The organism is Pseudomonas sp. RT6P73 (assembly GCF_054897715.1).
On sequence record NZ_JBUBUV010000002.1, the window covers coordinates 3,553,471 to 3,572,433 of the forward strand.

Below are 18,963 nucleotides of genomic sequence, written 5' to 3' on the forward strand. Positions count from 1 at the left end.
CGATCCAAATCCGATAGGCTTGCAACACAAGATGAAGGCTATTGCGGGCTTTTTCAAGCCCGCAGGTGATCGGACCAGCCGACCCACCCTATTTTGAGCTGCTTATTTTAAGCGGGGCGCTGGCTGATCACTTCATCGATCAACCCGTACTCACGCGCGGCTTCTGCACTCATGAAGTTATCGCGGTTGGTATCACGCTCGATCTCTTCAAGAGTGTGCCCGCTGTGCTTGGCCATCAGCGTGTTGAGACGCTCACGAATGAAGAGGATTTCCTTGGCATGGATTTCGATATCCGACGCCTGCCCCTGGAAACCGCCCAGTGGCTGGTGAATCATCACGCGTGAGTTCGGCAGGCAGAAACGCTTGCCAGGGGCACCGGCTGTCAGCAGGAATGCACCCATGCTGCACGCCTGACCAATACAGGTGGTCGATACGTTGGGTTTGATGAACTGCATGGTGTCGTAGATCGACATGCCCGCTGTCACCGAACCGCCCGGGGAGTTGATATAGAGATGGATGTCCTTGTCCGGGTTTTCCGCTTCAAGGAACAGCAGTTGCGCACAAATCAGGTTAGCCATGTAGTCCTCTACCGGGCCAACCAGAAAGATTACTCGCTCCTTGAGAAGGCGCGAGTAGATGTCATAGGCGCGCTCGCCACGAGCAGACTGCTCGACAACCATCGGGACCAGGCCGCCTGCGGCCTGGATATCAGAGTTCTGCTGAATATACGAATTACGGAACATGCTCTGCAGTCACTCCCAAATAGTTATGTCTTGAATACGCATAAGCCAGCACGAAGGCTGGCTTATGGTGATTACTTCTTACCGCAAAAAGCTATCAGTCGGCTTGTGGAGCTTCTACCGGCTTGACTGCTTCTTCGTAAGAGACCGATTTGTCGGTCACGTTAGCCTTCTGCAGAACAGTATCCACAACTTGTTCTTCCAGCACAACCGAACGGACTTCGTTCAGTTGCTGGTCGTTCTTGTAGTACCAGGACACAACCTGCTCAGGCTCTTGGTAGGCCGAAGCCATTTCCTGAATCATTTCGCGAACGCGGGCTTCGTCAGGCTTGAGGTCGAATTGCTTGACCACTTCAGCCACGATCAGACCCAGCACGACGCGGCGCTTGGCTTGTTCTTCGAACAGCTCGGCCGGCAGTTGGTCAGGCTTGATGTTGCCGCCAAATTGCTGAACAGCCTGCACGCGCAGACGGTCAACTTCGTTGGACAGCAGAGCCTTAGGCACTTCGATCGGGTTGGTGGCCAGCAGACCGTCCATTACCTGATTCTTGACCTTGGATTTGATCGCCTGACGCAGCTCGCGCTCCATGTTCTTGCGAACTTCGGTGCGGAAGCCTTCCAGACCGGTTTCCTTGATGCCGAATTGAGCGAAGAATTCTTCGTTCAGCTCTGGCAGTTTTGGCTCGGAAACAGTGTTCACGGTCACGGTGAACTCAGCGGTTTTGCCCGCCAGGTCGAGGTTCTGATAGTCCTCTGGGAAGGTCAGGTTCAGAACGCGCTCTTCGCCGGCTTTAGCGCCAACCAGACCGTCTTCGAAACCAGGGATCATGCGGCCGGAACCCAGCACCAGCTGAGTACCTTTGGCGGAACCGCCAGCGAACACTTCACCGTCAACCTTGCCAACGAAATCGATGTTCAGCTGGTCTTCGTTTTGAGCAGCGCGATCGGCCACTTCGAAACGGGTGTTCTGCTTGCGCAGGACGTCCAGCATTTTGTCCAGATCGGCATCAGCCACGTCAGCGCTCAGGCGCTCTACGGTGATACCGTCGAAGCCAGCAACGGTGAACTCAGGGAACACTTCGAAGATCGCGACGTATTCCAGATCTTTGCCGGCTTCCATCGATTTAGGCTCGATCGAAGGAGCGCCAGCCGGGTTCAGCTTCTGCTCGACAACAGCTTCGTAGAACGAAGACTGGATTACATCACCTACAGCTTCCTGACGCGCATCAGCACCGAAACGGCGCTTGATTTCGCTCATTGGCACTTTGCCTGGACGGAAGCCAGCAATTTTGGCCTTTTGGGCAGTCTGCTGCAGACGCTTGTTGACCTGAGTCTCGATGCGTTCAGCCGGCACGGTGATGCTCATGCGGCGCTCAAGAGCAGAAGTATTTTCAACAGAAACTTGCATGGATATTCCTCGTTGCACAGACGTTAGCCGGCCGTTTCCGACCCCAGAATCAAGGGCATGCATTCTAGTGGGTCAAACTCAAGAAGTCACCCTACTGAAAACGGGTAAAAAAGCAGCAGGCAATTTATAGGCGAGGGACAAACGGTTGCGCCTCGCCCTGTTAGCAAATACAGCCAGTCACGCCAGGGCTCTGCGCCAATTCTTCTATATATAGAAGACACTGCCAATCATCTCCCTGACAGCCGATCTTGCGAGCAAGATCAGCGGGCGGCGCGGCATCATCGAGAAACATAAATACGACGAAACACCCCACCCCTGCGACCCAAGACATGCAGCCGCTTAACACTCGAACCGCTAAAACAAAAAAGGCGCCAGACTGTTAAATCTGGCGCCTCTCGAAATATGGGGTGGACGAAGGGGATCGAACCCTCGACAACGGGAGTCACAATCCCGTGCTCTACCAACTGAGCTACGCCCACCATATTGCCTTGCAAAGAAGCCAAACAACTCCCTTGCTGCGCCCCAACCAAGCCAGCCGGCTTGCGTGAAGCTTTATTTGGTGCGGATGAAGAGACTCGAACTCTTACACCTTGCGGCGCTGGAACCTAAATCCAGTGTGTCTACCAATTCCACCACATCCGCGTTTGAAGCTGTTAAAGCAAAGGCGCCAGACTGTTAATCTGGCGCCTTTCGAAATATGGGGTGGACGAAGGGGATCGAACCCTCGACAACGGGAGTCACAATCCCGTGCTCTACCAACTGAGCTACGCCCACCATATTGCGCTACTTGTGCCAAAGCTGCCTAATGGCGCACCCGGCAGGACTCGAACCTGCGACCATCCGCTTAGAAGGCGGATGCTCTATCCAGCTGAGCTACGGGCGCCTTATTAATCTGTACTCTTGGAGGACTACAAACTAAGAGCTTTCCAGTCTCGCAGAACCGTAATTCCGCTTGACCTTCTCATCCAGTGCTAGGCTGTGCCCGACAAGTGCGACGAATAGTATAGAGCGCCCCGAAGGCCGTCAAATCCTTTTTATAAAAAATTCATTTAATTAAAGGGCTTAGCGGAATTTGCAGACCAAGCGCCTTTGCCCTCACCTCATGACATGCGAGAATGCGTTCTCTTTTTTTCCCCTCTCGATGGTTAATCACGCGCAATGACTGCACAACTAATCGACGGCAAATCGATCGCCGCCAGCCTGCGCCAGCAGATCGCCAAACGAGTCACCGAGCGTCGCGAGCAAGGCCTGCGCACACCGGGCCTCGCGGTGATCCTGGTCGGCAGCGATCCCGCCTCTCAGGTTTATGTCTCGCACAAGCGTAAAGACTGTGAAGAGGTCGGCTTTATTTCCCAAGCCTACGACCTGCCTTCCGAAACCACTCAAGAAGCACTGACCGACCTGATCGATCGCCTGAACGACGACCCGGCAATTGACGGCGTTCTGCTTCAGCTCCCTTTACCTGAACACCTGGATGCCTCCAAATTGCTGGAGCGCATTCGTCCGGATAAAGACGTCGACGGTTTCCACCCTTATAACGTCGGTCGCCTGGCCCAGCGCATCCCGTTGCTACGTCCGTGCACCCCCAAAGGCATCATGACCCTGCTGGAAAGCACCGGTGCTGACCTTTACGGGATGGACGCCGTGGTCGTCGGAGCGTCCAACATTGTTGGCCGTCCGATGGCGATGGAATTGCTGCTGGCCGGTTGCACCGTGACCGTCACCCACCGCTTCACCAAGGATCTGGCCGGCCACGTCGGCCGTGCCGATCTGGTCGTCGTCGCCGCCGGCAAGCCGGGCCTGGTCAAAGGTGAGTGGATCAAGGAAGGCGCGATCGTGATCGACGTCGGCATCAATCGCCAGGAAGACGGCAAACTGGTCGGTGACGTGATCTACGAAACCGCCCTGCCCCGCGCCGGCTGGATCACTCCGGTACCGGGCGGTGTCGGCCCGATGACGCGTGCCTGCCTGCTGGAAAATACGCTTTACGCGGCGGAAACACTGCACAGCTGAGTGCCCGCTTCGACATAAGTGACGTACAAAAGAACCCCGCCAATGGCGGGGTTCTTTTTGCCTGAAGTAAAAGATCGACCATCCGCCGGAAAATGACTTTTTTTTCACAATCCAAAGGACTTTCGACTCCTCCTTGAACAACCATCGACAGTTATTCAGCCATACTCCAGAATGTCGCGCTTTTACGAAATAGCCCGTTACATAACGGCGTATCAACACCTTATGAGTCTGCCAGCGTGAAAATCCCTCTTTCCATCCTGAGCCTATTTTTTGCATTTACAGGGACGTTCATCACGCCAACGGTCAATGCCGCGGAAACGACCGCAGCACCCCGAGAAGCGAAACAACTCAAGCTCGCTTCCGGCAGCTCTTTGCTGCTGGATATGCAGACCAACAAAGTCATCTATGCCAGCAACCCCGATGTGGTTGTCCCTATCGCCTCTGTCAGCAAATTGATGACCGGCCTGATCGTGGTTGAAGCCCGACAGAACATGGACGAGTACATCAATATCAACATCAGCGACACGCCAGAAATGAAAGGCGTGTTTTCCCGAGTGAAACTCAAAAGCGAATTGCCGCGCAGGGAAATGCTGCTGATCGCCCTGATGTCCTCGGAAAACCGTGCAGCCGCAAGCCTGGCCCATCACTATCCGGGCGGCTACGTCGCATTCATTGCCGCGATGAACGCCAAGGCCAAGGCGCTGGGCATGACCAGCACCCACTTCGTCGAACCGACCGGACTCTCCCCTCGTAACGTCTCCACTGCGCGCGACCTGAGCAAACTGCTGATCGCCGCGCACAAGTACCCGTTATTGACCGAGTTGAGTACCACCAAGGAAAAAACCGTCACGTTCCGCAAACCCAACTACAGCCTGGGTTTCCGTAACACCGACCATTTGGTCCGCAAGCCAAACTGGGACATCAAGCTGACCAAGACCGGGTTCACCAATGAAGCCGGTCACTGCCTGGTGTTGGTGACCAGCATGGGCAATCGCCAGGTGGCGCTGGTGATCCTCGACGCCTTCGGCAAGTACACGCATTTTGCCGATGCCGCCCGCATCCGCAGTTGGGTGGAAACCGGCAAAGGCGCAGACGTGCCATCGGTAGCCTTGCAGTACAAGTCGGACAAGAACCTCAAGCACCGTCAGAGCGGCGTTGTTGAAGCCTCGAAATAAGTCAGCGACAGCAAAAACAAAGCCCCGATCGTTCGGGGCTTTTTTTCGTCTGGGTCAATCGTTGGGCAACGGCATCTGATCGTCATCCGGAATGCCATCCCCGGCGCTTGGGTCCTTCATGCCATGGGGATGTTCGGTTGGCACTACCATCGGACGTGCCAGAGGGTCCCTTAGCGGGTCGTTCGGATCCATCACCGGATCAACGCCCCCTTCGGGTGTTGTGGGAACACTGTCCGGACGTTTGTCGTTGAAACTCGAATCAGTAGACATACGCACCTCACCAAGGGTTAGGGTTTCAGATCAGCGAGTGGGTCGTAAGGCTTCGCCGGAGCCTTGGGATTGTCGCCCGGCTTTACATCCATGGGCGCCTTGGCAGGCCCGATGGGATCGACCTGAGGGTCGGCGAGGTCCGGCGAATCGGGGTCGAAACCCAACTCGTCGCCCGAGGAATGCTCAGACGAATGCGGGCCGTCGGGGGTATTCGAATGTGCCATGGGGCGCCTCCTGGAATCTGGCCCGGAGAAACCGGGCCTTGTCCTTTAGAGGCCAAGCGTGCCCGACGGTGCCGGGCGCATGACGAACGGAAGCTTACTGCGCGGTCAGCGCCTTCTTCGCACGAGCTGCGGCCTGTTCCTGACCGGCCTGGCCAAGATCGTTCGCCGCCTTCAGCCAGCGCTGCTGATCGACGTTGGCCGGGATCTGATTGGGCTTCTGGATGAGTACGGCCCAGCCGCCCGCGTCTTTGAAAGAAGATTCAAATGAACTGAAGCTCATCAAATTCCGGCGATTCATGCCGGCCCGCAGCAGCACCGTCTGCTTCTGACGATTGTAACCGGCGAGAATGGCATAACGCGGTTCAGCCCACAGGGCCGAGCCTTCAGTGAAACGCACCATCACTGGATAGCCGGCTGCGACCTGGGTCAACAGTGCCGGCAAATTGCTGTCGAGGGGATAAACCACCATCCCGTACTCACGAGCAAGGTTCTGCATGTTCTGCTGCAACTGTGCTTCGGCGCCCGGCACATGCAGGGGTTTTTCGAGCAACCCGGGCGTAATCACGATGCCCTGCTGCGACAGCATGCTGGCCAGCACCTGAGGCCCGCTTTGATAGTCCTGGCCCCGGTAGAACGTGCCGCTGAGTTCGACACGTTCCGGCAGACGCTTTATCTCCGGCGCCACACTCCCCGCGCATCCTGCCAATCCTGCAACGCAGCCAACAATCAGCGCCGCCGTTCGAATTCGAGAAAATACCCGCACGATCATCACTCTCTTGTTCAGACGCCAGGCAACACGCTCCCGGCTTGGCCGTCGATCATAGGACGCCACGCGGCGGCGGTATAGCCTTAACCCGCAGTCGCGTGCATTCGATAGAGCGAACTGGTTGAAGACAGGCGACCTTTGGTCAATAGCCTGAAACACAGCAGCGACTAGACTGTCATTTGCAGAGAGTGTGTGTGCCCGAGGCAGGGCAAAGAGGAGGCACTGATGAGCCTGACAATGACAATCGTGATGTTGATTTCCGGCTGGCTGGCCGTGGCCGCCGCCATGTTGTGGGGCGTGTTGCGGATTACCCGTCGGCACCATCACTACCCCGCTCAGTCGACGCCTGTGGCGAAGACCGATAAACCGCCGACACGTCACGCAACCGCGCACTGACCCTTTTCGGATTCGCAAACAGAAACGGCCGCCTGAGCTCTCTCGAGCGCAGGCGGCCGTTTCGTTTATTGCCGGTTAAGCTTCAGCAGCTAATTTCTTCTTCTGCTTAGCCCGACGCGACATCATGTTCAACCCCTCGATCGTCGCCGAGAAGGCCATGGCGGCGTAGACGTAGCCCTTAGGCACGTGGGCACCGAAACCTTCAGCGATCAGCGTCATGCCGATCATGATCAGGAAGCCCAGCGCCAGCATCACCACCGTCGGGTTGTCGTTGATGAATTTGGCCAGAGGATCAGCCGCCAGCAACATCACCAGCACCGACACCACCACAGCGATGATCATGATCGGCAAGTGCTCGGTCATGCCCACAGCGGTGATGATGCTGTCGATGGAAAACACCATGTCCAGCATCAGGATCTGACCGATCGCGGCAGCGAAGCCCAGGGTCACAGTCGAGGTCGCCGACTTCGGATCATCCGGTGCCGGGTCCATGCTGTGATGGATCTCGGAGGTCGCCTTCCACAACAGGAACAGGCCACCGGCGATCAGGATCATGTCCTTCCAGGAGAACGCGTGGCCGAGAATATCGATCACAGGCTCGGTCAACTGGACGATGAACGCGATGGTGCTCAGCAGGCCCAGGCGCAGAATCAACGCCATGCCTATACCGATGCGGCGTGCTTTCTGCCGATGCTGCTCCGGCAGCTTGTTGGTCAGGATCGAGATGAAGATCAGGTTATCGATGCCGAGCACGATTTCCATGACGATCAAGGTGGCCAGGGCGACCCAGGCGGTGGGGCTTGCGGCAAGTTCTAAAAGGTATTCCATGGGTCAGTCCTGACTCGTTAAACGGTTTAGATTTCCTGGGACGAAGATTCGGTTTTCTGCTTGTCTTCGCCCGATGGTTCTTTCTTGCTGATCAGTCCGCCGGTGGCATCACTGATCGCTTGCTCGGCGGCTTTGTGGGTGTCGTCGATCGCCTGCTTGGCGGTTTCGGCGGCCTTGCCCATCAATTGCTGTGCGCTTTTCTCGGCCTGGTCGCAACCGGCCAGTACCAGTAAAGACGTAATCAGCAGCGCCGTGGTTTTAAGCTTCATGATGCTTTCCTCGATAGAACAAAACGGGCCGAAACGATGGCCCGTTGATAGCGAGGCATTCTAGGGAGGCAAACACTTCAGGAAAATTCGTATTTTTAGCGGTTATACTTCGATTTTTACGAATCCAGAATTAATTGTAGGAGCGAGGCTTGCCCGCGAAGAACGTTGACGCAGTGTCCTGAAGGACCGCGTTTATCGTTCTTCGCGGGCAAGCCTCGCTCCTACAGGGGATGTGTACCGGGGGGATATAAACAATATGTTGAATTATCGGCAATTGCATTACTTCTGGGTGGTGGCCAAGACCGGCAGCATCGTGCGTGCCTGCGAGCAGCTGAACCTGACGCCCCAAACCATCAGCGGGCAGATTTCCTTGCTCGAGCAAACCTACGGCATCGAGTTGTTCCGACGCGTCGGCCGGCAACTTGAGCTGACAGAGGCCGGACGTCAGACCCTGACCTACGCCGAGCAAATGTTTCAGCTGGGTGGCGAACTGGAGTTGATGCTGCGGGCGCAACCCAACGAACAGCAGATCCTGTTTCGGGTGGGCGTCGCGGATGTGGTGCCCAAATCCATCGTCTATCGCCTGATCGCGCCGACCATGGAATTGAGCGAGCCGCTGCGCATCACTTGTCGCGAAGACAAACTCGAACGTTTGCTCGCCGACCTGGCGATCCAGCGCCTGGACCTGGTGATTTCCGACAGCCCGATGCCATCGCACCTGGACATCAAGGGTTACAGCCAGAAACTCGGTGAATGCGGGATCAGCTTCTTCGCCACCGCTGAACTGGCAGCGCAGTATGGCCAGGATTTCCCCCACAGCCTGCACGGCGCACCGCTATTGATTCCCGGGCCGGAAACCGTGGTGCGCAGTCGTTTGCAGCGCTGGTTTGCCGAGCAGCAGATCCAGCCACGCATCGTCGGTGAGTTCGACGACAGCGCGTTGATGCAGGCTTTCGGTCAATCGGGCAGCGGGATTTTCATCGGCCCGAGCGTGATTGCCGACGAAGTGAAACGCCAATACGGTGTGGAATTGATTGGCCAGACCGACGCCGTAACGGAGTCGTTCTACGCCATTTCAGTGGAACGCAAGGTCAAGCACCCCGGCATTGTGGCAATTACCGAAGGTGCCCGACGCGAGCTGTTCACCGAGCTGTGAGCGGTCAGGCGCAGACTTCGCGCGGTTTCATGGTCATCAACGCCATGGCCAGGAGAATCGAAGCCAGGATAAACACCGCCGCCGCAAAACCTAGCCCGCCCAGGCCAACACTGTCGATCACCCGTCCGCCGACCATCGCGCCCAGACCGATCCCGAGGTTGGCCCCGGCAATGTTCAGAGACGCGGCGAAGGCCGGAGCCTCGGGCGCCGCCTTCATCAATCGCACATGGCTGACCAGGAACAACGCGGCCTGGGTCACGCCCCAAATCCCCATCGCCGCCGCCAGACCGAGGGGCGAATGAATGTTCGGCACCAACGCCACCATGCCGGCGATCATGAATGCGCAGAACATCATCGAAGCCATCAGCGGGTGACGATCCACTGCACGACCGCCCAATGAGTTGCCGATCAAACCGACCGCGCCAAAGCCCATCAGGCACCAGCCGACCAACGTGCCGTTGAAACCGGCGAGGCGTTCAAGGATGTCTGCGAGGTAGGTGTAAGCAGTGAACATGCCGCTGAACACCAGGATCGAGAGCAACACATGGCCCAGCATCAACGGGCTGCGCAGGATCTTGAACTGCGAGCGGAAGCTCACCTGATGTTGATGCAGGTTGGTTTTCGGCAGGTAGATAAACAGCAGCAACGCCTTGGCAAACGCGATCACCGCCAAAATGCCAAAGGCACTGCGCCAGCCGAACGCATCGGAAATCAGTGTGCCGACAGGAATGCCGAACACCGTGGCGCAGACGATGCCAAAACCGATCTTGGCGATGGCCCGACCGGCGTAGTCCGGCCCGACGATGTCCACGGCGGTTTCACTGGCCAGCGCCCAGAACACCGGCAGCCCCAGCGCGGGGATCAGCCGGGCGACGGACATCACCCAGATGTTCGGCGCAAACGCCGCGAGGGTGTTGGCCAGACCGAACATGATCAGCACCGAGATGAATAGCTTGCGCCGCTCGAACCTGGCGAAGTACGCGGTCAGGAACGGCCCGAACGCCGCCACGGTGAAGGCGAACAAGGTCACCAGCAAACCCGCCTGGGGAATGCTGACGTCCAGGTCTCGGGCGATCGCCGGCAACAGGCCGACGATGATGAATTCCGTGGTCAGCACGGTAAAACCGGCGGCCGACAACAGAAGGATGGGCAACAGCATGCAGAACTCCAGAAAACGACAACACCAGCGATAACCCGAAGGCCCACTGGCATGACTTGAAAATGAGGATGCGCAATCTTAACAGAGTGTTTCCGATCAGGGTTGCACGAACCTGCCGATCTCGTTGAACACGCGGGCGGCAGATCGTCACAGGTCTGAAGGATCAAGACCACGCTGTGATAAAGTCCGCGCCCTGCGATTCGTACACCCTGTTCATCCGTCCTTTAATGGCCGCGATGTCGCGACACCCCGCACCTAATAATCAGAGATGCCGTTTTATGACTGCTCCATCCCCTTCGCTATTGCAACGCTTGATACGCTTGAGCCTGGTTTCGCAAATCATCATCGGCCTGATCGCCGGGATTGCCCTGGCGCTGTTTGCGCCGGACGTGGCGAAGTCCACGGCGTTCATCGGCAAGGTCTTCGTTTCGGCACTGAAAGCCGTCGCGCCGATTCTGGTGTTCGTGCTGGTCATGGCCTCGATCGCCAACCATAAGCACGGCCAGGAAACCCACATCCGGCCGATTCTGTTTTTGTACCTGCTGGGTACTTTTGCCGCTGCGGTAGTCGCGGTCGTTGCCAGCATGATGTTTCCGTCCAGTCTGGTGCTGTCCACCCAAGACGTCGCGGTGACGGCACCGGGCGGTATCAGCGAAGTGCTGCAAAGCCTGCTGCTGAGCGTGGTCGACAACCCGGTCAGCGCGCTGATGAATGCCAACTTCATCGGTATTCTGGCGTGGGCGATTGGCATGGGCGTTGCGATTCGCCATGCCGGTGACACCACCCGCGAGGTGCTCGGCGACTTGTCCAATGGCGTGACCCTGATCGTGCGCCTGGTGATTCGTTTCGCGCCGCTGGGGATCTTCGGCCTCGTCGCGTCGACCCTCGCCACGTCCGGCTTCGGCGCGTTGCTCGGTTACATGCATCTGCTGGCCGTGCTGCTGGGCTGTATGTTGTTCGTGGCACTGGTGATGAACCCGGTAATCGTGTTCTGGAAACTGCGTCGCAACCCGTATCCGCTGGTGCTGACCTGCCTGCGGGAAAGCGGCATCACCGCGTTTTTCACCCGCAGCTCGGCGGCGAATATTCCGGTCAACCTGGAATTGAGCAAACGCCTGGGCCTGCACGAAGACACTTACTCGGTTTCGATTCCGCTGGGTGCGACCATCAACATGGCCGGCGCGGCGATCACCATTACCGTGCTGACCCTGGCAGCCGTGCATACCCTGGGTATCGCCGTGGATATCCCGACGGCCATTCTGCTCAGCGTGGTGGCGGCGATCTGTGCGTGCGGCGCTTCGGGCGTGGCTGGTGGTTCGTTGCTGCTGATTCCGCTGGCGTGCAGCCTGTTTGGTATTCCGAGTGAAATCGCCATGCAGGTGGTGGCGGTCGGTTTCATCATCGGTGTGTTGCAGGATTCTGCGGAGACTGCGCTGAACTCCTCCACTGACGTGCTGTTCACCGCCGCGGCTTGCCTCGGCGAAGAAGCAAAAGCAGAACGCCTGGCGTAACACATAACCCTGTGGGAGTGAGCCTGCTCGCGATAGCGGAATGTTTGCCAACATCAATGTTGAATGTAGGGCCCTCATCGCGAGCAGGCTCACTCCCACAAGTTCTGCGGTGCAGATAAACAATGCGCACCCATGAAAAAGCCCCCGCAACCCAAGGCTGCGGGGGCTTTTTTGTACCTGAGCGGTTTAGAACGCGCCCATGTAATCGCGCTTGCCCACTTCCACACCGTTGTGACGCAGCAGTGCGTAAGCGGTGGTGACGTGGAAGAAGAATTGCGGCAGACCGTAGCTCAGCAGATAAGCCTGGCCACTGAAGCGTTTTTCTTTCGGCGTGCCTGGACGGGTAACGATCTCGATGCCTTCCTTGCCGTCGATCTGCTCAGGTTTGATCTCGCCGATGTAAGCCAGGACCTTGGCAATCAATGCTTGCAGTTCAGCAAAGGTGGTTTCGGTGTCGTCATATTTCGGTACTTCGATCTCGGCCAGGCGCGAGGAAACGCCTTTGGCGAAATCAACGGCGATCTGCACCTGACGCACCAACGGGAACATGTCCGGGTACAGGCGAGCTTGCAGTAAGGCGTTCGGGTCAATGTTCTTGGCAGTGGCGTGGGCTTCGGCCTTGTTCAGAACGTCGCTCAGGGCGCTGAGCATTTGTTTGAAAACCGGAACGGAAGCGGCATACAGGGAAATGGTCATGACAGTCTCGTGTGGTGACAGGAGGGAAACGTGGGCCGATTATAGCCATGCCCGCCCTTCCTGCGGCTTGTCTTTTATCCAGCAAGGATTAGGCTAGGCGGCTTCGACTGCATGCTTTCACAGCAAAGGGAAAAGCGCGATGAGCACTGAGCAAGAGACGACCTTCGATGAGCCGCGGCTCAACAGCACGGAAATCCGCATCCTGGGCTCGTTGATCGAGAAGCAGGCCACCAGCCCGGAAACCTATCCGCTGACCCTTAATGCGCTGGTGATTGCCTGCAACCAGAAAACCAGTCGCGAACCGGTGATGAACCTCACCCAGGGTCAGGTCGGCCAGAGCCTGCGAGCGCTTGAGGGTCGCGGCTTTACCAAACTGGTGATGGGCAGCCGTGCCGATCGCTGGGAGCATAAGGTCGACAAGGCGCTGGAACTGGTGCCGGCCCAGGTGATTCTGGCGGGGTTGCTGTTTCTGCGGGGGCCGCAGACGGTCAATGAATTGCTGACCCGCAGCGGCCGCATGCATGATTTTGAAGACGCCGAGCAGGTTGTGCATCAGCTGGAGCGGTTGATTGCGCGTGGTCTGGCGTTGCTGATTCCACGTCAGGCCGGACAGCGGGAAGACCGCTATATGCATGCGTTGGGTGATCCGGCGGATATCGAAATCATCCTCGCAGCCCGGCAAAACCCGGCCGAACGTGGCGCCGGCAGTGGCGTGTCGGTTGAGCGGATCGAAGAGCTTGAGGCGCGGATTGCAGCGCTGGAAGAACGCCTGGCCCGCCTCGAATAACCAACACGATCCCTGTAGCAGCTGTCGAGCCTGCGAGGCTGCGTCCGGCTGCGAAGCAGTCGTAAATTCGGAAAGCAAAATTTACCTGACACACCGCAACGCATGATTTTACGACTGCTGCGCAGCCGGACGCAGCCTCGCAGGCTCGACAGCTGCTACAAGATAAGCGCAGGTTATTCGCCATCCCAGTAGTCCACGCCATCACCCGGCCGGGCGATGGCGACGAAGCCTGAGGCATTGCCTTCGGCGTCGACCTTGAAGTCGTCCATCACCGCGTATTTGCCGGAATCCGGGTACTCGCAAATCTCCGGCGATTGCTGGGTGCTGACTGCCAGGTAGCGCAGTTCGCCATTGCTGTTGTTGATGATCTGGTGCGCGGCTTCAGGACCACCCGGCGGGCAGGCGATCACGTCACCGGCGCGGATCGGAAAACGCTCGGCACCAAGGCGAACCTCCCCTTCCCCGGCCACGACGTAAAACATCTCCTCGTTGACCCGATGACTGTGAAACGGGCTGCCACGCATGCCTGGTTCCAGGACGTACAACCGATAACCGAGCTTTTGCGCCCCCAGTTGCTGGCCGACGCGGGCCATTCTCTGCTGATAGCGGCCGGCGGTTTCACCGGTGGGCGCCATCGCTTCGGGCAACGGTTCAAGTTCGACCTGATTCAGGTTGAGAATGGGGGGATGCATGGGAACCTCGGGCACGGTTTGTTGGTTGGGGCGGCAAGTCTTGGCTTGCTGGCGGGGAGTATAGGCGGGGAAATGTGCGGCAACTGACCAGGTATGACTCAAGGACGAGTCGCGGCCATCGCGGGCAAGCCCGCTCCCACAGGATCCGAGTCGACCACAACTTTTGTGGGCAACCCAATCCATGTGGGAGCGGGCTTGCCCGCGATGGCGCCACGGAGAACTGGAGGGATCAGCTGCGAGCAAACTCCACCGCTTTCTTAAACTGCTCATCCGTCGGCCGCACGCCCGTGTACAGGACAAACTGCTCCAGCGCCTGGATCGCGATCACTTCCAGCCCGGTGATGACGCGCTTACCCTCGGCACGACCGCGCACGATCAACGGTGTTTCCGAGGGAATCGCCACCACATCGAAGACCGTCTCGGCAGCAGCAATGGTTTCAACATCGAACGCCAGTTGATCCGCCTCCGGCCCGCCGCTCATGCCAATCGGCGTAACGTTGATCAACATCTGTGGACGCTGCGTGCCCGGTTCCGCTTGCCATTGATAACCCAGCGATTCAGCCAACGCACGCCCGGCGCGCTCGTTACGGGCCACGATCAGGCCATTTTTGTAGCCGCCATCGCGCAAGGCACTGGCCACGGCCTTGGCCATGCCGCCGCTGCCGCGCAGGGCAAAGGTCGATTCCTTCGGCACCTGATGGGTTTCAAGCAGCTGGGCGATGGCGATGTAATCGGTGTTATAGGCCTTGAGGTGGCCGTTGGTGTTGACGATGGTATTGATCGATTGAATGGCCGCAGCGGACGCGTCCAGTTCATCCACCAGTGCGATACAGGCTTCCTTGAACGGCATCGAGACGCCACAGCCACGAATGCCCAATGCACGAATACCGCCAACAGCGCCCGGCAGATCCTGACTGCTGAACGCCTTGTAGTAGAAATTCAGGCCCAGTTGTTCATACAGATGATTGTGAAACCGCAGGCCAAAATTGCCGGGACGCCCGGAAAGCGACATGCACAGCTGGGTGTCTCTGTTGGGGTTCATCTGCATGAAACATCTCCTTCTATAAGCACTTTCAGATGGACGGGATTAGCCATTCCATCAGGTCTGTTCGATCATAACGACGTGTCTGCGCGAGGTATCGCGGGACCGTCAGGAAGTCGGTACAGACCTTACACAAAATTTACCCAACGGCTGTGCTGATTTTCAAAAAACCGCTGTCTTAGATGTATCCCCGCGACAATCCTTGGGTCTATTGCAGACACAAGCGCCGGGTCGAAGAACCGAGGAATTATCATGATCCGTAAAATCCCCACAGTTGCCTTGCTGCTTGGCGCTCTTGCCATCACAGGGCAGGCAGAAGCTGGCGGCGGTCACGGTTGGCAGGGTCCAGCGGTATTTGGCGCGATCGTTGGTTCGGCAATCGTCGGCTCGGCCATCATCAACAGCAACCGGCCTGTCTATGTGCAACAACCGGTTTACGCCCAGCCACAGCCGGTTTACATACAGCAGCCGCCACCGGTTTATTACCAGCCGGCACCGGTCTACGTGCAGCAACCGGTCTACTACGCGCCGCCACCGGTTTACTACGGCCCGCCACGTGGTTATTACGGTCCACCGCGCGGTTACTACGGCCCTCCCCACGGTTATGGTCGCTGGTAACTGACTCATCAGGCCCCGCCTTATCAGCGTAATGCTGTTCACTTAAGCGGAGCAGCCTTACGGTCCACTGGAAATCGGGTTTTCGAAATTTTCACCGTCCTTGGTCTCGAAGGCCTTGGGCGGTGATCCAGAAACAATCCTCCTATCCCTGCTCTCAACTCAGCCAAGCGTCTTCCTGTGGCTGAAATCGGATTAGCCGCCGCCATCACGATCAGTTGCACGGCGATGTACTGACAAACGGGTTTGAAACGGATGTCCGAGGGTGGTCGGCCAAACGCCACCGCCGCCTGACTGGCCTCTCGACGAATCACGTTATAAGCCAGCAATAGCCCCCACACTTCCTGATAGATCAGCTCGACTTTTTTGCTGCGCAAGGTCATTGCGTTCTGTTGCATCGAACTCTTGATGTCCCTGAAGCCCAATTCGATTTCCCAACGCTCTTGGTAAAGTTTGGCAACGGCTTGAGTGTTGTAGGTCTTGGCCGGCAACGACGTCATGACGGTCTTCACCTTGCCTTTGATTTCATAACTGACTTCGCGTACTTCCCAGTGCGTTGGAAGAACCGGGTTTCGCTTTCTGGCCTGCGGTGAGACTTTCATACGCACTAACCTGTCGTGCTGGCTGTAACGGGCCACTTCCTCGCAGACCAGTCCCTTTTTTGCCGGGATCAACCAATGACGGTTGATGCCTGCTCCGCTCAGGCTCGACAGCAGCTCGGCACCCCAAAAACCTTTGTCGAACAGCGTCACCGAGTGGTCGGGTATCTGCTGCAAAAATTCGTCGGCCAAGCGCATTTCACTGCGTCGATAAGGGCTCAATTGAGCATCCATGATCACGTGCGAACGCACATTCATCAGGGCCACCAAGCGCAGCATCGGAAACGGCGTCTGGCGGTCGCTTGGAGTGTTTCCCGACCCGAAGTGATCTCGAAGCTCGGGCGTATCCGGAGTACGCAAAAGTGCACCGTCCACCGCGAATACCTGCAGATCATGCCAGGTATCATCGTCATAGCGCTCCGCGCCCCATTGGGTCCCGGTCTTGCGGAATAACCACTCAACAGGATCGGCACCGAGTCGCTTGCGCGCCTCGGTCACACCACTGCGGGCCAACAAGTGGTCGGTGGCCAGGCCTTGAGCGCAGATGTTCAATCGTCTGGCCACCTCATGAACCGGCTCGTCACGAAACAAGGCCATGCCGAGTACCAACCAGAGCACTTGGTCAGCGGGCAGGCGACGTCGGCGAATGGTCGCCTGACTGGAAAGATCCAGCGCAGACGCTACCCACTCGATGGGAATGTTTTGGGTGAAGGTGCTCAGGTCGCAGAAGTTGAAAAGGTCGCCGAGGTCGAGCAGATCTTGTTGAACAGACATAAAAAATCCGATGCCAGAGGTCTGGCATCGGATTTTCGGATAAGCCCGGCTTGGACTCAAATACTTAAGTGAACAGCATTACGCCTTATCAGCGGGGCTTTTTTGTGACCGTTCGTCGGCGGAGGTCTGGAAAAATCTCGTCAAGGTCGCTGTCGGGACAGTGTTGGTGGTTCAAGTTGGCAAGATTGACTCGACCGCCCTTCCCCCCGCATCGGAAAAACGGTCATATTTATGTCACGCCAAGTCCGCAAGCTTGGACCGGTCCGTAAACAACAGGTTGATAAAAACAAGGACGACCTCATGCCCACACAAAACCCGCACCGCATTGTCGGCTTGTGCACTTCGAGCAAGGTGTACAACGCTTTGACTGAACTCAAGCACCTGGAAGGCCATCGCAGCGCCAAGTTTCTTTCGCTGCTGGCAGAAAACCTGGTGCGCAAAGGCCTGCTCAACGAGCAGGAAGTGGTGCACATGCTTGATCTGGTGGTCGACTGAGCCCAACACTCACTGGCGTCAATGACGACTATCGAAAGCGTTGATTGTCCGTTCGAGTGGCAGGTCCGTAAGGTAGCTCCATAGATCGATGGAGGTACTTATGTCCCAGGTTCAAATCATGTCCGTAATCGGCAGCGCCGTTCCCGCATCGCTCAGAGAGCTAGGATTGCTCGCCTGTTGGTATCTGGTGCAGGACGGCGAACAGATCAGCGGACCGCTCACTTCGCTGCCGGCCGCCAAGGCACTGTCGCAACGGATCGGCCAGGGTCAGCTCAGCGCTTAAGGCAGCTGAATCCTCGGCTTGGTCTCGAGGAAGATGTCCCAGCTCGACATGAACAGCGCCGCGATCAGCGGCCCGATGACAAAGCCGTTCAGGCCAAAAATCGCCAGGCCGCCCAGGGTCGAGATGAGGATCAGATAGTCCGGCATCTTTGTATCCTTGCCCACCAGGATCGGACGCAGCACATTATCCACCAGCCCGATCACAAACACCCCGAACAACCCCAGCACCACACCCTGCCAGATCGCCCCGGCGAACAGGAAGAACGCTGCCACCGGTGCCCAGACAATCCCCGCCCCCACCGCCGGCAACAGCGATAGAAATGCCATCAATACCGCCCAGAGCAATGCGCTCGGGATGTCCAGAAACCAGAAAATCAAACCGCCCAATGCGCCCTGTGTGATCGCCACCAGCAGGTTGCCCTTTACGGTCGCCCGAACCACGCGGTTGAACTTGAGCTGCAAGCGGCGCTTCTGGTGTTCCTGCAGCGGTATGGCGGAGCGAACTTTACGGGCCAGTTCGGCGCCGTCTCGCAGAAAAAAGAACAGCAGGTAGAGCATGATGAAAAAGCCGACCACAAAATCGAACGTGCCCTGACCGAAACTGAAGACTTGCGTGGCGAAAAACTCATTGCCCGTCACCGCACTCTTGATGATTTTCTCCCGCAGCCCGTCCAGCTCACCGACGCCGGCCCGGTCAAGCAAATGCTGGAAGTACGGCGGCAAGCTGTGTTTGAAGTTCGTCACGTACCCCGCGATATCCAGTTCGCCGCTTTCGATACTCTTGTAAAGCGAAGCCCCTTCCTGAACCAGCAAGATACTGAGGATGATCACCGGCAGAATCGCGATCACCAGGCAGACGCTCAAGGTGAGCAGCGATGTCAGGTTGCGCTGCCAGCCGAACTTCAGTTGAATCCGGCGTTGCAGCGGCGCGAACAGAATCCCGAGGATCACCGCCCAGAACACTGCGCCGTAGAACGGCAGCAAAATCCAGATAAAAGCGACAGTGACCACACCGAGCAGGATCACCAGCGATTTGTTGTGTACCGTCTCTTCGTTCATGTTCGAT

General features: G+C 57.6%; 21 protein-coding genes, 4 tRNA genes and 1 pseudogene. 9 read left to right on the plus strand and 17 right to left on the minus strand.

What is annotated here, in order from left to right:
• Positions 1–107 precede the first annotated feature (107 nt).
• From clpP to ACYZT6_RS16880, 6 genes are all read right to left on the minus strand, one after another.
• Positions 108–743 carry an ATP-dependent Clp endopeptidase proteolytic subunit ClpP gene (gene clpP / locus ACYZT6_RS16855; RefSeq protein WP_054053844.1) on the minus strand — a complete coding sequence of 212 codons (636 nt, stop codon included), beginning with the start codon at positions 741–743 and terminating at the stop codon, positions 108–110.
• A gap of 94 nt (positions 744–837) precedes the next feature.
• Positions 838–2,148 (minus strand): trigger factor, encoded by a 1,311-nt coding sequence (gene tig / locus ACYZT6_RS16860; RefSeq protein WP_462027871.1) that lies wholly within the window; start codon positions 2,146–2,148, stop codon positions 838–840.
• 403 nt (positions 2,149–2,551) lie between these two features.
• A tRNA-His gene (locus ACYZT6_RS16865) sits at positions 2,552–2,627 on the minus strand.
• Positions 2,628–2,705: 78 nt separating this feature from the next.
• A tRNA-Leu gene (locus ACYZT6_RS16870) sits at positions 2,706–2,790 on the minus strand.
• 56 nt (positions 2,791–2,846) lie between these two features.
• Positions 2,847–2,922: transfer RNA gene (locus ACYZT6_RS16875), tRNA-His, on the minus strand.
• A gap of 32 nt (positions 2,923–2,954) precedes the next feature.
• Positions 2,955–3,031: transfer RNA gene (locus ACYZT6_RS16880), tRNA-Arg, on the minus strand.
• 275 nt (positions 3,032–3,306) lie between these two features.
• On the opposite strand from ACYZT6_RS16880, the gene folD reads away from it, so the two are divergent.
• Positions 3,307–4,161: a bifunctional methylenetetrahydrofolate dehydrogenase/methenyltetrahydrofolate cyclohydrolase FolD gene (gene folD / locus ACYZT6_RS16885; RefSeq protein WP_403104728.1), complete on the plus strand. Its 855-nt coding sequence runs from the start codon at positions 3,307–3,309 to the stop codon at positions 4,159–4,161.
• A gap of 236 nt (positions 4,162–4,397) precedes the next feature.
• Positions 4,398–5,336 (plus strand): D-alanyl-D-alanine endopeptidase, encoded by a 939-nt coding sequence (gene pbpG / locus ACYZT6_RS16890; RefSeq protein WP_462027872.1) that lies wholly within the window; start codon positions 4,398–4,400, stop codon positions 5,334–5,336.
• Between the two features lie 54 nt (positions 5,337–5,390).
• Here pbpG and ACYZT6_RS16895 read toward each other — a convergent pair whose 3' ends face one another.
• From ACYZT6_RS16895 to ACYZT6_RS16905, 3 genes and pseudogenes are all read right to left on the minus strand, one after another.
• Positions 5,391–5,606: a hypothetical protein gene (locus tag ACYZT6_RS16895; RefSeq protein ID WP_462027873.1), complete on the minus strand. Its 216-nt coding sequence runs from the start codon at positions 5,604–5,606 to the stop codon at positions 5,391–5,393.
• A 17-nt stretch (positions 5,607–5,623) separates the two neighbouring features.
• Positions 5,624–5,830, minus strand: coding sequence for a DUF6021 family protein (locus ACYZT6_RS16900; protein ID WP_462027874.1), 207 nt, complete (start codon positions 5,828–5,830; stop codon positions 5,624–5,626).
• A 94-nt stretch (positions 5,831–5,924) separates the two neighbouring features.
• Positions 5,925–6,652, minus strand: a pseudogene (locus ACYZT6_RS16905) (cysteine peptidase family C39 domain-containing protein).
• A 169-nt stretch (positions 6,653–6,821) separates the two neighbouring features.
• Here ACYZT6_RS16905 and ACYZT6_RS16910 point away from each other — a divergent pair.
• Positions 6,822–6,992, plus strand: coding sequence for a hypothetical protein (locus tag ACYZT6_RS16910; RefSeq protein ID WP_462027875.1), 171 nt, complete (start codon positions 6,822–6,824; stop codon positions 6,990–6,992).
• A gap of 75 nt (positions 6,993–7,067) precedes the next feature.
• Here ACYZT6_RS16910 and ACYZT6_RS16915 read toward each other — a convergent pair whose 3' ends face one another.
• Positions 7,068–7,820 carry a TerC family protein gene (locus ACYZT6_RS16915; protein ID WP_462027876.1) on the minus strand — a complete coding sequence of 251 codons (753 nt, stop codon included), beginning with the start codon at positions 7,818–7,820 and terminating at the stop codon, positions 7,068–7,070.
• A gap of 26 nt (positions 7,821–7,846) precedes the next feature.
• Positions 7,847–8,089, minus strand: coding sequence for a hypothetical protein (locus ACYZT6_RS16920; RefSeq protein WP_462027877.1), 243 nt, complete (start codon positions 8,087–8,089; stop codon positions 7,847–7,849).
• A gap of 256 nt (positions 8,090–8,345) precedes the next feature.
• Between ACYZT6_RS16920 and nhaR the strand changes: the two genes are divergently transcribed.
• The gene (nhaR, locus tag ACYZT6_RS16925; RefSeq protein ID WP_462027878.1) at positions 8,346–9,245 is read left to right on the plus strand and encodes a transcriptional activator NhaR; all 900 of its coding nucleotides are present in this window, start codon (positions 8,346–8,348) and stop codon (positions 9,243–9,245) included.
• A gap of 4 nt (positions 9,246–9,249) precedes the next feature.
• Here nhaR and ACYZT6_RS16930 read toward each other — a convergent pair whose 3' ends face one another.
• Positions 9,250–10,404 carry an MFS transporter gene (locus ACYZT6_RS16930; RefSeq protein ID WP_462027879.1) on the minus strand — a complete coding sequence of 385 codons (1,155 nt, stop codon included), beginning with the start codon at positions 10,402–10,404 and terminating at the stop codon, positions 9,250–9,252.
• A gap of 278 nt (positions 10,405–10,682) precedes the next feature.
• Between ACYZT6_RS16930 and sstT the strand changes: the two genes are divergently transcribed.
• Entirely contained in the window at positions 10,683–11,915 is a 1,233-nt protein-coding gene (gene sstT, locus ACYZT6_RS16935; RefSeq protein WP_462027880.1) for a serine/threonine transporter SstT, read from the plus strand.
• Between the two features lie 186 nt (positions 11,916–12,101).
• On the opposite strand, the gene ACYZT6_RS16940 is transcribed toward sstT, so the two are convergent.
• The gene (locus tag ACYZT6_RS16940) at positions 12,102–12,611 is read right to left on the minus strand and encodes a DUF1993 domain-containing protein (RefSeq protein ID WP_462027881.1); all 510 of its coding nucleotides are present in this window, start codon (positions 12,609–12,611) and stop codon (positions 12,102–12,104) included.
• Between the two features lie 139 nt (positions 12,612–12,750).
• On the opposite strand from ACYZT6_RS16940, the gene ACYZT6_RS16945 reads away from it, so the two are divergent.
• Entirely contained in the window at positions 12,751–13,398 is a 648-nt protein-coding gene (locus tag ACYZT6_RS16945) for a YceH family protein (RefSeq protein WP_462027882.1), read from the plus strand.
• A 173-nt stretch (positions 13,399–13,571) separates the two neighbouring features.
• On the opposite strand, the gene ACYZT6_RS16950 is transcribed toward ACYZT6_RS16945, so the two are convergent.
• Both ACYZT6_RS16950 and ACYZT6_RS16955 read right to left on the minus strand, forming a co-directional pair.
• Entirely contained in the window at positions 13,572–14,090 is a 519-nt protein-coding gene (locus ACYZT6_RS16950; protein ID WP_462027883.1) for a cupin domain-containing protein, read from the minus strand.
• 229 nt (positions 14,091–14,319) lie between these two features.
• Complete coding sequence (locus ACYZT6_RS16955; protein WP_462027884.1) at positions 14,320–15,138, minus strand: shikimate 5-dehydrogenase; 819 nt, start codon at positions 15,136–15,138, stop codon at positions 14,320–14,322.
• 246 nt (positions 15,139–15,384) lie between these two features.
• Here ACYZT6_RS16955 and ACYZT6_RS16960 point away from each other — a divergent pair, with 246 nt between their 5' ends.
• Positions 15,385–15,750: a hypothetical protein gene (locus tag ACYZT6_RS16960; RefSeq protein ID WP_094468152.1), complete on the plus strand. Its 366-nt coding sequence runs from the start codon at positions 15,385–15,387 to the stop codon at positions 15,748–15,750.
• Between the two features lie 38 nt (positions 15,751–15,788).
• Here ACYZT6_RS16960 and ACYZT6_RS16965 read toward each other — a convergent pair whose 3' ends face one another.
• Positions 15,789–17,120, minus strand: a complete 1,332-nt coding sequence (locus ACYZT6_RS16965) for an IS4 family transposase (RefSeq protein ID WP_462027613.1) — start codon at positions 17,118–17,120, stop codon at positions 15,789–15,791.
• A 300-nt stretch (positions 17,121–17,420) separates the two neighbouring features.
• Here ACYZT6_RS16965 and ACYZT6_RS16970 point away from each other — a divergent pair, with 300 nt between their 5' ends.
• Together ACYZT6_RS16970 and ACYZT6_RS16975 are read left to right on the plus strand one after the other, a co-directional pair.
• Positions 17,421–17,615 carry a hypothetical protein gene (locus tag ACYZT6_RS16970; RefSeq protein ID WP_003179723.1) on the plus strand — a complete coding sequence of 65 codons (195 nt, stop codon included), beginning with the start codon at positions 17,421–17,423 and terminating at the stop codon, positions 17,613–17,615.
• Between the two features lie 100 nt (positions 17,616–17,715).
• Positions 17,716–17,898 carry a hypothetical protein gene (locus tag ACYZT6_RS16975; protein ID WP_462027885.1) on the plus strand — a complete coding sequence of 61 codons (183 nt, stop codon included), beginning with the start codon at positions 17,716–17,718 and terminating at the stop codon, positions 17,896–17,898.
• Here ACYZT6_RS16975 and ACYZT6_RS16980 read toward each other — a convergent pair.
• Entirely contained in the window at positions 17,895–18,956 is a 1,062-nt protein-coding gene (locus ACYZT6_RS16980; protein ID WP_461975036.1) for an AI-2E family transporter, read from the minus strand. The two genes, ACYZT6_RS16975 and ACYZT6_RS16980, sit on opposite strands and share 4 nt — an antisense overlap.
• Between the last annotated feature and the right edge of the window lie 7 nt (positions 18,957–18,963).